The organism is Paraburkholderia sp. RAU6.4a (assembly GCF_050435625.1).
Taxonomy (GTDB): domain Bacteria; phylum Pseudomonadota; class Gammaproteobacteria; order Burkholderiales; family Burkholderiaceae; genus Paraburkholderia; species Paraburkholderia tuberum.
In genome coordinates, this window is the sequence record NZ_JBNDKQ010000002.1 from 3,215,382 (window position 1) to 3,227,650 (window position 12,269).

Below are 12,269 nucleotides of genomic sequence, written 5' to 3' on the forward strand. Positions count from 1 at the left end.
TCGGCGGCATAGCGGGCACGGTATGGCCGGCATCAGCGCGACGCCTGTCGGCGTCGATTCGTTCGGGCCGAAGCCGCAACCAGGGCGCGGCCCGCTGCGGCCGCCGCGTTATGCCGGTGTTGGTTTGTCCGGCAGCCCCCATGGCAGCGAACTGATCCGCTTCACCTCTCGCGATTCGAGCCAGTTCGGCGTGCGCGCGCAGTACAGCACCATCGGCAGCGCGTCCTCGCCCCAGAACAGCTGATCGTTCAGACGAAACGTCGGCACGCCATAGACGCCGAGTTCGACCGCATCGGCGGTATTGCGCTGCAATTGCGCCTGCACGGCTTCGTCCTGGATCAGTTCCGGGCCGTCCGGCTTGCCGACGCGCTCGCACAACTCGGCGAACGCTTCGTCGCTCGACGGATCGCGCCCCTCGCGCCAGATGAAGCGGAAAATCTCGCGCACGAATTGCACGTCGCCGTTCGCGGCGGTCGCGAGCAGCAGCGGCTTCATCGAATCGAACGGATGGGCGGGCGGCATTTTGTACGGGATACCGAGCTGCTCCGCGCGAAACAGCGCGTGCCGGTACATGAAGGTGCGCTTGGCGGGCACGCTGTACGCGGAGCGCTGGCCCCAGTGGCGATACAGATCGTTCAGCACGACCGGCGTGAACGCGAAGTCGAAGCCGGGCCATTTGTCGTATTGCTCGAGCAACAGGTAGGTGAACGGCGAGACGAAATCGTAAAACCACTGCCGCTGTTGGGCGTCGATGCCAACGGTCATAAATGTCTCCCGGATTGCCTGTGTCGGACGACGCGGACGGTGCGTCCGTTACCTAATCAAAATTGTAGCGATCTTACGCGGTGCGGTCCCGGCTTGCACCGGTCGATATTCCCTGGTGGCGGCCGGTGGACGTAGGTTCCGGCGGTGCCGTCAGGGGCGCTCAGCCTTTGACTTTATCGGCCGCCTGCTCGTCGGCCTCGTCCAGCCCGCCCCGCGTGTCGCGGCTTTCCGTGAGCCGCCGCCGCACGAAGCCGATGTGCTCGCGCAGCACGTAGAACTGGTCCGCGTACGCGAGCGGCATCTTCATGCCGTTGACCGAGTCTTCGATCGTGTCGAGCCGCTCGATCAGCGACGCGCGTTCGGCCGACGCATGTTCGCTGAGCGCGCTGCGCTCGATCGCGATCAGAGAGCCGTACCAGCGATAGATGCGCGATTTGACGCGCCACGCGTACAACCCGGGCACGATGCGCAGCGCCGGCACCAGCAGCACGATCAGCGGCACGATGATCACCAGCAGGCGGTCCGCGAGACTCGCGATCCAGAACGGCAGCGTTCGGTACAGGAAGCTCTTGCCCGACTTGTAGTAGCGCGCGGCGTCGTCGGAAAGCGGGAAGTCGTGCGCGAGCGGGGCGGGGAATTCGCCGGCGCGCTGCATCGTCGTCGCGCCGCCATGCACCTCGCGCGCGGCTTCGATCAGCAGATCGGACAGCGCCGGATGCAGCGAATCGCGCGCGATCAGCTCGGCGGTCGGCGCGACGATGCTGATCGAGTTCGCCGGCAGGTTCTTGCCGAGGTCGAAGGCGCCCATCGGCACCTTCAGCTGCGTCAGGTACGGAAAGCGGCGCGTGTACGCGTCGGCCTGCGAAAAATCGTAGAAGCGCACGTTCTGCGTGCGGTAGAGCTTGCCCATCACGGCCGGCTGCGCCGAGTCGCCCGCGAGGAAGGTCGCGTCGATCGTGCCGTCGATCAGCGCGTCGGCGGCGGCGTCGCCCGTTAGCGGCAGCAATTGGGTCGGACCGCCCGGCACGATGCCGTTGGCCTTCAGCAGCGCGAGCGCGAGTTCGCGCGTGCCGCTGCCCTCGGGGCCGATCGCGAGGCGTTCGCCCTTGAACCCGGACAGCCAGTCGACGGGGGCGCCGCGGTAGAAGATCGCGAGCGGCACGTAAGCGACGCTGCCGAGCGACATCAGGCTTTTGTCCTTGTCGAGCCCGGCGGGCGCGATGCCGCTCTGCACGAAGCCGACGTCGACGTCCGCGTTCGGGTCCAACAGCCGCTTCAGATTTTCCTGCGAGCCCTGCGAGGCCAGCACGTTCAGCGTAATGCGATTGCGCGCAAGGATCGTCTTGTACTTTTGTGCGGCGATCCAGAAGGTGCTGCCGACGGGACCGGCGCTAATCGTCAGCGTATTCGGCGGGGCGGGTTGGATCAGCCGCACGGCGGCCCAGATTGCGACGATCACGAGCAGCACGAGCGGGCCGAACGAGACCGCCAGGTCGCGCCACGAGATCGCGACAAAACGGGCGACGAGATGGGTAGGGCGGGTGCGGCCGGTGTCAGGCTTCATCGGATCATCTGAAAGCGGCGGTCGATCGGGCTCGAATGCGCGAAGGCGGCTTGGGCGGCGCGCGCCAGCACGCGTCGCGCCGATGGTACCTGAGATTGGCGCGGCCGCGAAACGCGTAGCCGCCCGTCACGCCGACAAACGCGTAACAAATGGTGAGCACCGCGGTGAACGCCGGCATGAGCGCTGGCATGATGCCGGTGCAAATTCTTGCGCGACCACGGAGCGTGTCTGCTTCTCTCCGGCACGCATGACGCACCCGCTGTCGGCGCGCCACGCCGCGCGCTAAATCCTTTGCGCTTCTGTGCCGGCTAGATTAAATTGTGCATCGCTACCGCGATCCAACGTTTGCGGCGCGACCCCGGCAAGACGGACAAGAACCGGGTGCGTCGGCGGACGTCGCGGTTTGCCGGTTACCGGTAATCAGCCTCTTTCGCCTCTTGCACATCGTGTCACAGCCGTTGATGGCCGACGCTCACGCGCGCGTTCGCGCGATGACGGCCGCCCGTAGTCGTAACAATGCCGCTTGTTCATGCGGTCCAATGTGAAGCCAAGGAGAAGAGAGCTATGAAGACGGTCGGTTTTCTGAAAGCACTGGGTCCGGTGGTGGCGATGGTGGTGGCGTGCAACGTCTACGCCCAAAACGCTCCGGCAACCGATACGGCGTCGGCGGCAGCCGCCGTCAAGGCCGGCAAGGCAGCGAATCACGAACTTGGCCGTAAGGTGCGCCACGCGCTGACGAAGACCCAGGGTCTCGACGTGTCGCACATCGCCGTGCGCGCGCGCGGCGGCGCAGTGACGCTGACTGGCTCGGTGCCGACCCAGGGACAGATCGATGCGGCCGGCGAAGCCGCCAAGGGTGTCGACGGCGTAATGTCAGTGTCGAACAAGCTCAAAGTGGTGCAGCAGTAAGCGGTACGCGTGCGCGCGGCGCCGCAAGGCCCGCGTCGCGCGGTGGTGCGCAGCGGCTTGGTGCATGGGCGCCGTCACCGGCGTCGCGTAGACGGTTTGACGCCGCGCTTGCATCGCGTCGCGAGGTCTATCTATCAACCTGGAGGCTCTGGCATGATCGCCGGAGCTTTTTTTTCGCCGCCGGTTTTATGGCGTGGCACTCGCGAGGTTTGCGGGACCGCAGCAATGCGGCTTGCCGCACGCACAGGTCCTGATGGAGGCGCGGCCGTCGCGGATTCGTGCGCTGCGACACATTACCGACGCATCGCGAGGCGTACTGTGACCAAGACGGAAGGGGGAGCCAAGGTCATGGAAACCACGCTGTTTCGCTATATCGATCTGCCGATCGGCGATCGCGCGGCATTCGAACTGGTGTGCGCGCGACACGGTTTCGCGCCCGCGCATTTCGACATCAGCGCGAGCGTGGCACCCGGTGAGCCGGCGCACGAGCGGGTCGTCACCGTGCGGCGCGGCAGCTGGTCACAGTCGTATTACGACCGCCACGGTCAGTGGGTCAGGCAGTTCGAGGCGGATCTGACCTGCCGGTTTTTCAAATAGACACGGGCTACGGCGTGCGCGCTTGACGCGTCTTCAGCGCCTCACGACAACACCAGCCGCACGCCGACCAGCGTCAGCGTCGCGGCGAGCAGATTGCGCAGCAGCGCGTCCGGCGCGCGCGAGGCCAGATAGCTGCCGATCGCGATGCCGGGCAGCGATCCCACCAGCAGCGACAGCAGCATCGACCAGTCGATCGAGCCGAGCAGCCAATGTCCGGCGCCCGCGAGCAAGGTCAGCGGCACCGCGTGCGCGATGTCGGAGCCGACGATGCGCGTCGTCGGCAGCATCGGATACAGCAGCATCAACACCGTCACGCCAATCGCACCCGCGCCCACCGACGTCAACGACACCAGCACGCCGAGGATCGCGCCGGTCAGCATGGTCAGCGCGAGCGTGCGTGCCTGGCTCGGCGCGCGTTGCTTGCGCGCGCCGAGCGCCGCGAGCTGCGGACGGAACACCAGCGCGATCGCGGTAATCAGCAGCGCCGCGCCGAGCACGACCTGGATCAGCCGGCCCGCGCCAGGCGTATCCATTCCATAGCGATGCAGCAGGATCAGCGTGACGGTCGCCGCGGGCACGCTGCCGGCCGCGAGGCGCAGCGTGACCTGCCAGTCGACCGAGCCCTTCAGTCCGTGCACCAGCGTGCCGGTCGCCTTGGTGGCGGCCGCGTACAGCAGGTCGGTGCCGACCGCGGTGGCAGGGTGCACCTTGAACAGCAGGACGAGGATCGGCGTCATCAGCGAGCCGCCGCCGACGCCCGTCAGCCCGACCAGAAAGCCGACGAACAGGCCGGAGACGGAGTACAGCAGATCGATGTGGGGTAGAGCCATTGAACGGAAAGCTGACGCAGCGCGGGTGAAGGGTTGGGCGGCAAGACCGGCGTAGGCGCCGGGGCGGGTGGGTGCGGCGGCGTGCGGTGCGCTGCACGGCCGCGTCGGCCGGCGCCTCAGCGGCGAAAGGCGCTATTGTCGCAAAACTGCCGCGCCAGCGTGCGGCACTTGTTCAGGGGGAGCGCGTCGCCGCTGGCAGCGGGCTGCGTTCGGCGTGTGCGGCGCTGATGTGCCGCATGGCGTGTGAGGTGCCGCTCAGAGCGCGCGGCGGATTTCGACGACGCCGAACGCCGCGAGCGTGAAGCCGACCACGCGATCGATCGCGACGCGTAGCCTGCTGCCGATCGCATGACGCGCGAGCGACACCATGGTCACCAGACAGCACCACCACGCGATCGAGCCGGCGAACACACCGCCGACCGTCGTCAGCGCGATGGCCGGCGAGAACGCGCCGCGTGGCGCGAGCGTCGTGAATAGCGCCGCGAACATGATGACGGTCTGCGGATTGGTCAGCGTCAACAGCAGCGCGCTCGCGTACGCACGCAGCGCGCCGGCGCGGCCGATCTGCGCGAGCTTGCCGTTGCCGTTGCCATTGCCGTCGGCGGTTTCAGCGGGCGGCTTCTGCAGCAGCGCGCGCACGCCGAGATACAGCAGGAACAGGCCCGCGAGCAGATGCAGCGGGCGGTCGTACGCGAGCATGAACTGAGAAATGCCGACGAGGCCGAGCGCCGCGATCAGCCCGTAGGCCGCGTCGCCGCTGGCGATGCCGAAGCCGATCGCGAGTCCCGCGCGCGGACCGCCGCTCAGCGTTCGGCGGATGCACAGCATGCCCATCGGGCCGACCGGCGCGGCGATCGCGAGGCCGACGCCGGCGGCCGTGAAAAACAGACTGGTGGTGGACATGGGCAGGTTCTCGAGCGTTGTTCTGGTTGGGGCGGTCGCCTGCGGGCAGCCGGCGCACCCGCCAGCATAGCCATCCCGAAAATCGCGGGCAAGGGCGGGGATGGGTGAGACTCGACGCGCGATGACTCGCTTCAGCGGATCGGCCAGCATGGCGATGAAAGCTGACATCGCCGCGCTCGCTTACAACGGCTCTTTTGTCAGAAAAACAAAAATGCCGCTCAGTTGCTTAACTGAACGGCATTGCGGCTCAATGCCGCTTTTTTGTTTGGCCGTGATATCGGGAAAATTCGCCTAAAAATGAGATGGCCAGAGCAATCGTTAATATCTGTCAATGAAGTTTTTGTCTCAAATTAAAATCATTGACCGTGCCCCCGTTTAGATGCTTAATTTGCCGGGTGTTTTCTGGAAAATCAAAAGAGGTCAAATGGGACAACAGAAACAGGCAGGTGCCGCGGGCGAGGAAGAGTGCCAAGTTTGTCGTGTCACCTATTCAATATACGCAAACTTCCCGCCAATGCCGTCTGCAATGGCGATGAACGTCGAAACTGGCGAATGGTTTCCGCAGGATAGGCTTCGGTCGTATTCGAACGGTTACGAAATGGCCGACGCCCTGGGTTATGCATGGGCGTGCGATTGCCGCGGTCGCACGGCGGCCTCAGCGCTGACGTCGAAAATTCGCACTCACGACGAGTATTACGTGCTCAAAAAAAGCGATGGCCAACCCCTCGCCAACGTGCGTTACAGAATTGTCGTTGACGGTAAACGGGTGATAACGGGAACCACAAGCCAGAGCGGACACACTGTGCGCGTAGTTACTCGCGGAACGGCAAGCCTCAAACTTCAATTGGAGAAATAGGAATGCCGGAAAGTCCGGATTGGCTAACGGTTCACGACACCGCGTGTACAAACACGAACCCGAACTCATGCGTTGAAGTTCGGATTGCAGCGAACCTGTTGTCGTGGAATATTCCAGACAACAGTTATGGTGACAAGTTGCCTATCATTCCCTCATCCTCGCGTGTGATGCACGGAAAGATTCTGTACCGTCTGGCTATCCAGGCCGCAGTGAAAAGTCGTCGAGGAGATTCGGTTTTCGGGCGTGCCCTATCGATCAGGAGCAGCCGTCCGGGCGACACAATACGGATTTCAGGTCCGACCGATTTAGACGGTTGCGCGACGGTTATTCTCGAATCGCGCGAACCCGGGGATTTGACACTCACCGTAGCTGACGAAGATATAACCTCGGTCCCGCTGCGTTTGAGGTTCAAGGACGCATGGTACGAGAGCACGTTTCTTATTACGGGGTATCACGTTTGCTTCGAACAGGATTTTACAGGTGAAGTTGTGATTGCTCGCGGAACCAGCGATCAACACAAGCGCGATTTTCTCTATGGCGCGCGAGGCGTTGTCATGCAGGGAACCGGTAAAGCATCTAACGGGCGCTATATTCGACCAATACAGGTGAATTCAGGTTGGCATAGAAATAGTCACGGCAATCGCGACTATCTCAACAACCCGGATGGCGTAGCCTTCTCTTACACGGATTCAGTGCAAGGCGCATTCGGACCGGTTACGGAGAATCGTTCGATAGCGGTCGATCCTAACGTCATACCGAAGCACGCTCAAGTCGAAATAGAGATCGTCGGCAGACGCTTCGCCGATGATACTGGCAGCGCGATTACCGGCCATCACATCGACAATTTCGTCGGTGCGGGCGCCGTTGTCCAGTCCGCTTGGGAGCATGGGGCGGTAAACAATACGCAGCGCAAAGTTAAGTATATTGGATGACCGTCGAGGAATAGAGTTATGAGTAAACAACGCTTAGCACATAGACTCAGCGCCGGGTTGTTTTGTACGTTGCTTGTTCCGACTGTCTACGCTGACGGGTCGATTAGCTTCAACGATTACATCGTGCCGATGCTGAAGGATCGCCCCCAATTTAAGGAATTTATACTGCAATCGTTTTCGGTTACGGATACGGGATGGGGAATCCGAATAAATAGTCCGACAATGCCCCATATGGGCGGCGCGCGAATGGGACCATACAGATTCCAGGCTATCTGGCATAGTCCGCGTGGCGACACTCCTGTTACTCTTGTAATTGATACTAAAACGGAGTTTTTTGATCGCCACCGTCGGCAAATAACCGGTAGCGATCTACGCGGAACCACTTCGATTACGGAAACGCTGGACTCTATTGAAGTCGAGCCAGCCCAAACACAATAGCTTGCGCATCCTATGACCGCAATCGTTGGCCCGCTTTGTGGGACCTTCCATCTTGTCTTGCCGGAAGACAATCTGCACCTTGGGCAGAGCAGTATCAGTCAACACGCCAGAGAGTTTTTGAAAGGACTTGAGGCGAACAGAACGCGCCATCAATGCAAAAGTGCACGTACCGTTGTTTCAGTACGTGTACGATGCATTGGTGAGTGTTTCTTTTAATGCTGTAGCAGACCATGCTGCGGACGAATTGACGCATCGCGAAAATCAGGTGACTGCCGAAATATTCCGAATTACATAAAAAAGATTTCGCTGTTCCTCGAGCTTGCGTCAACGCCGGGAAACGGAGGCTGGAGTGTTCTCTGAAGGTGTATATGATGCGTCCCACTAGAATGCTTGCTGTGCGGCTTATCATGGTTTCGATGTTTAATTTTCTTGATTCAACTGCGCTGAGCAAAACAATTTACTCGGTGCAGTTCGACTACAAAAAAGCAGCGCCATCATCGGTTTATTTTTCTGGAAAATTGCGCGAGGAAATTGACCGTCTTTGCAAGACCGGTGAGCACGCGGCAACCGCCGATATCGCTGCGTGCAGCCACAGGAATTTCGAACAAATTTACGCAGAATTGAATTCCACGATTAAATCGTTGGAAACTGAGTTGAGGAAAGGCGATGTTGATTTGAAGGTCGATAACAATCCTGTTGCATTGCCTTACTTTGAGAAAGGACAAAGGGCATGGGTCGAGTATCGCGACAACCAGTGTTACGCTGAGAGCTATTCATTAGGCGAAGCGTCGGTGCGTTATATGACGTTTTGGGATTGCATGGCGCGCATAACGAAAGGGCGGATAAGCGATCTGAAGAGCACGGAAGACTAACGGAAGGCAACCGCGCCTCAAACAAGTCGCCCCGCTTTGCGGGCTTTCCATTCGAGCGTCAACGTGCTTGTTTCTGCACTGCTTTGCACGGCAAGCCGTGGTTCGAGCCGCACCGCAAGCGACAGAAATCCTCCACGGCCTTCCACGATCAACCATAATTTCCCCCACCCCCAACCCACAAATCCGCTGCGCCGATGTGGCAAATCGATCAGGTGACGCTGCGCTTGTTCATCGCCGTGTGCGAGGAAGGCACGATCGCGCGCGCGGCCGAGCGTGAGTTCATCGCGCCGTCGGCGGTCAGCAAGCGGCTCGCCGATCTCGAAGCGCTCGTCGATGTCGCGTTGCTGTCGCGCAGCCAGCGCGGCGTGCGCGCGACCGCCGCCGGCGAAGCGCTGTTGCGCCACGCGCGGCTCATCATGCGCGGCCACGAACGCCTGCAGGCCGAACTCAGCGAGTATGCGGCCGGCGCGCGTGGGCATGTGCGCGTGCTCGCCAACGTGTCGTCGATGGTGGAGTTTTTGCCCGAGGCGTTGTCGGCGTTTCTGCAGGCGAATCCGGCGATTCGCGTCGACGTCGAGGAGCGCGTCAGCGCGGACATCGTGCGCGGACTCGAAGAGGGTGTGGCCGATCTGGGCGTCTGCCGCGACACGGTGCCGCTCGGCAGTCTCGACACGTTGCCGTATCGCGCCGACCATCTCGCGCTGATCGTGCCGCGCGCGCATCCGCTCGCGGGCGAGGCGCAGATCGGCTTCGAGCAGACGCTCGGGTTCGATCATCTGGGGCTCGCATCGAATGCGTCGGTCAATGCGCTGATGCAGCGCATCGCGCTGGAGAAGGGCAGCGAGTTGAATTACCGCACCTATGTATCGACGTTCGATGCCGCCTATCGCTTCATCCAGGCGGGTCTCGCGGTCGCGATCCTGCCGCGCGAGGCGCTGCCGCGCCATGCGGCCGACGAGTACGGCATCGTCGCCGTGCCGTTGCGCGAGGCTTGGGCCGCGCGGCGCTTCGTGATCTGCATGCGCGATCGCGCGGCATTGACGCTGGCGGCCGCGCGATTGCTCGAGCATCTGCTGAGCGCCAGATAAGACGGGCGACGCGCTTCGTCACCCGCGCCTTCGCTACCTCCCCAGACAAACCCCTAAGCATTTCACCCAGGCGAGCGCCAAAGCCCGCGCCATCGGCCTGAGCGGCCATCGCGAGCGGCGATGGTGTGCTTCGTCAAAGCAGACTTTGCCGCGCGTCGTCACGCGGGCACGCTGTGACCCAGTCAGCGCACCACTTCCATCCAACGGGCCTCTGAAGCCCGCGTCCACGACCAGGATTCCAACCAATGAATGAAACCCGCGAGCGCGTCGTCGTGACCGAAGTCGGTCTGCGCGACGGTCTGCAAAGCATTGCCCGCATCATGTCCACCGACGACAAGCGGCGCTGGATCGACGCCGCCTACGCGGCCGGCGTGCGCCACATGGAAGTCGCGTCGTTCGTGCCGGCGAAGCTGCTGCCGCAAATGGCGGACGCCGCCGACGTAGTCGCCCACGCCCGTAGCTACGACGATCTCAGCGTGAGCGCGCTCGTGCCGAACCTGAAGGGCGCGCAGCACGCGCTCGAGGCTGGCGTAGAGCGCATCGTCGCGCCGATTTCGGTGAGCGCCGCGCATAGCGTCGCGAACGTGCGCAAGACGCCCGCCGAGATGATCGACGCGTTCGCCGCGATGCGCGAGCTGATCGATGGCGCGTCCCCGGCAGGTGGGCGCCGCGTCGAGTTGATCGCCGGTTTGTCGACGGTGTTCGGCTGCACGCTGCAGGGCGCCGTGCCGTACGCGGATATTGCCGCGATCGCGCGCGCCGCGGTGCAGGCCGGCGCCGACGTGATCGCGCTCGGCGATACGACCGGCGAAGCGACGCCGCGTCAGGTTGGCGAGGTCATCGAGCTGGTGCGCGACGTCGCGGGCGACAGGCTGCGCTCGCTGCATTTCCACGACACGCGCGGCCTCGGGCTCGCCAACACGCTGGTCGCGCTGCAGCACGGGATCCGCGAGTTCGATGCGTCGCTGGCTGGTCTCGGCGGCTGTCCGCATGCGCCGGGCGCAACCGGCAACGTCAATACCGAAGACCTCGTGTTCATGCTTCACAGCATGGGCTACGACACCGGTATCGACATCGCGCGGCTACTCGCATCGCGCGCGGTGCTGGCGCAAGCGCTGCCGGGCGAGCCGCTGTACGGCTATCTCGCGCGAGCGGGATTGCCGAAACAGTTCGCGCACGCGCAAGCGGTCGCGCGCGACTCCGCCAGCTACGCCGAATCTTTGCATTGTCTCCATTCTTCCGTTCCGCAGGTGCCGCAATGACTCCGCTTTCCTCCGCTACTTCAGCTTCGTCGTCGACGTCCTCGCCGCAGCCGGGTACCTTGCCGCTCGCGGGCATCCGCGTGATCGAGTTGTCGCATATGGTGATGGGTCCGACCTGCGGCATGATTCTCGGCGACCTCGGCGCCGAAGTGATCAAGGTCGAGCCGCCGCGCGGCGACAGCACGCGCCGGCTGCTCGGCACCGGCGCGGGCTTTTTCCGCACCTTCAATCGCAACAAGAAGAGCGTCGCGCTCGATCTCGACAGTGAAGCCGGTCTCGCCGCGCTGAAGCAACTCGTCGATAGCGCCGACGTCTTCGTCGAAAACTTCAAACCCGGCCGCATGGCGAGTCTCGGCCTCGATTACGCGACGCTGCGCGAGCGCAATCCGCGGCTGATTTACGTGTCCCACAAGGGCTTTCTCAATGGTCCGTACGAACATCGTCTGGCGCTCGACGAAGTCGTGCAGATGATGGCGGGCCTCGCGTACATGACCGGTCCGGTGGGCCGTCCGCTACGCGCGGGCAGCTCGGTCAACGACATCATGGGCGGCATGTTCGGCGCGATCGGCGTGCTGGCGGCGCTGCACGAACGGCACGCGAGCGGCCGCGGCAAGGAGGTGCAGAGCGCGCTGTTCGAGAACTGCGTGCTGCTCTCGGCGCAGCACATGCAGCAGTTCGCGGCGACCGGCGTGGCCGCCGCGCCGATGCCCGAGCGCATCAGCGCCTGGGCCGTCTACGACGTGTTTACGCTCGCGCACGGCGAGCAGATGTTCATCGCCGCGACCGGCGACGCGCAGTGGCGCGCGCTGTGCGCGATTCTCGAACGCGACGATCTGCTCGCCGATGCGCGCCTCGCGACCAACAACGACCGCGTGCTCGCGCGCGGCTGGCTGCTGCAGACGCTCGGCGAAAGCCTGAGCCGTCTCGACGGCGCGACACTCGTGCCGCTGTTCGAGCGCAATCACATTCCGTTCGCGTCGATCACGAAGCCCGAGGAGTTGTTCGACGATCCGCACCTGAACGCGAGCGGCGGCCTCGTGCCGCTGACGCTCGACGACGGCAGCGAAACCGCGATGCCGTTGCTGCCGATTTCGCTCGACGGTGCGCGTCTCGGGCCGCGTCGGCCGATCGCGAAGATCGGCGAGCACACCGTCGAGGTGCTGCGCGAACTCGGGTTCGACGACGCGCGGATCGCGGAGCTCGGCGGTGGCGTGCAATCGCGGGCGCCGCGCGCGGCTGCGTGAGCGTCGTGC

At 63.3% G+C, this 12,269-nt stretch carries 14 protein-coding genes; 10 read left to right on the top strand and 4 right to left on the bottom strand.

All coding sequences use genetic code 11. The features are described from left to right. Positions 1–108: 108 nt before the first annotated feature. Positions 109–765 carry a 2-hydroxychromene-2-carboxylate isomerase gene (locus OKW40_RS19650; RefSeq protein ID WP_187617873.1) on the bottom strand — a complete coding sequence of 219 codons (657 nt, stop codon included), beginning with the start codon at positions 763–765 and terminating at the stop codon, positions 109–111. A 160-nt stretch (positions 766–925) separates the two neighbouring features. Continuing rightward, a complete protein-coding gene (locus OKW40_RS19655; protein WP_429491082.1) occupies positions 926–2,329 on the bottom strand; it encodes a TAXI family TRAP transporter solute-binding subunit in 1,404 nt (467 codons plus the stop codon). Positions 2,330–2,893: 564 nt separating this feature from the next. Between OKW40_RS19655 and OKW40_RS19660 the strand changes: the two genes are divergently transcribed. After that, complete coding sequence (locus OKW40_RS19660; RefSeq protein WP_184055489.1) at positions 2,894–3,238, top strand: BON domain-containing protein; 345 nt, start codon at positions 2,894–2,896, stop codon at positions 3,236–3,238. A 348-nt stretch (positions 3,239–3,586) separates the two neighbouring features. Next, positions 3,587–3,835, top strand: a complete 249-nt coding sequence (locus OKW40_RS19665) for a hypothetical protein (protein WP_184055491.1) — start codon at positions 3,587–3,589, stop codon at positions 3,833–3,835. A gap of 41 nt (positions 3,836–3,876) precedes the next feature. On the opposite strand, the gene OKW40_RS19670 is transcribed toward OKW40_RS19665, so the two are convergent. Both OKW40_RS19670 and OKW40_RS19675 read right to left on the bottom strand, forming a co-directional pair. Beyond that, positions 3,877–4,665 (bottom strand): sulfite exporter TauE/SafE family protein, encoded by a 789-nt coding sequence (locus tag OKW40_RS19670; protein WP_429491084.1) that lies wholly within the window; start codon positions 4,663–4,665, stop codon positions 3,877–3,879. 255 nt (positions 4,666–4,920) lie between these two features. Beyond that, positions 4,921–5,568, bottom strand: coding sequence for a LysE family translocator (locus tag OKW40_RS19675; RefSeq protein WP_184062202.1), 648 nt, complete (start codon positions 5,566–5,568; stop codon positions 4,921–4,923). A gap of 121 nt (positions 5,569–5,689) precedes the next feature. Between OKW40_RS19675 and OKW40_RS19680 the strand changes: the two genes are divergently transcribed. The 8 genes from OKW40_RS19680 to OKW40_RS19715 all read left to right on the top strand — a co-directional run bounded on the left by OKW40_RS19680 (position 5,690) and on the right by OKW40_RS19715 (position 12,260). Beyond that, positions 5,690–5,863, top strand: coding sequence for a hypothetical protein (locus OKW40_RS19680; protein ID WP_429491086.1), 174 nt, complete (start codon positions 5,690–5,692; stop codon positions 5,861–5,863). 129 nt (positions 5,864–5,992) lie between these two features. Continuing rightward, positions 5,993–6,424, top strand: coding sequence for a hypothetical protein (locus OKW40_RS19685; RefSeq protein WP_429407289.1), 432 nt, complete (start codon positions 5,993–5,995; stop codon positions 6,422–6,424). A gap of 2 nt (positions 6,425–6,426) precedes the next feature. Beyond that, positions 6,427–7,356: a 3D domain-containing protein gene (locus tag OKW40_RS19690; protein WP_429491088.1), complete on the top strand. Its 930-nt coding sequence runs from the start codon at positions 6,427–6,429 to the stop codon at positions 7,354–7,356. A 565-nt stretch (positions 7,357–7,921) separates the two neighbouring features. Next, positions 7,922–8,089, top strand: coding sequence for a glycoside hydrolase family protein (locus tag OKW40_RS19695; RefSeq protein ID WP_409259510.1), 168 nt, complete (start codon positions 7,922–7,924; stop codon positions 8,087–8,089). A gap of 73 nt (positions 8,090–8,162) precedes the next feature. Then, the gene (locus OKW40_RS19700) at positions 8,163–8,666 is read left to right on the top strand and encodes a lysozyme inhibitor LprI family protein (RefSeq protein ID WP_429356670.1); all 504 of its coding nucleotides are present in this window, start codon (positions 8,163–8,165) and stop codon (positions 8,664–8,666) included. A gap of 194 nt (positions 8,667–8,860) precedes the next feature. After that, the gene (locus OKW40_RS19705) at positions 8,861–9,754 is read left to right on the top strand and encodes a LysR family transcriptional regulator (protein WP_429491090.1); all 894 of its coding nucleotides are present in this window, start codon (positions 8,861–8,863) and stop codon (positions 9,752–9,754) included. Positions 9,755–9,999: 245 nt separating this feature from the next. Beyond that, complete coding sequence (locus OKW40_RS19710; RefSeq protein WP_184062196.1) at positions 10,000–11,016, top strand: hydroxymethylglutaryl-CoA lyase; 1,017 nt, start codon at positions 10,000–10,002, stop codon at positions 11,014–11,016. Then, the gene (locus OKW40_RS19715) at positions 11,013–12,260 is read left to right on the top strand and encodes a CaiB/BaiF CoA transferase family protein (protein WP_184038399.1); all 1,248 of its coding nucleotides are present in this window, start codon (positions 11,013–11,015) and stop codon (positions 12,258–12,260) included. Before OKW40_RS19710 ends, OKW40_RS19715 begins: the two co-directional genes overlap by 4 nt. Positions 12,261–12,269 lie beyond the last annotated feature (9 nt).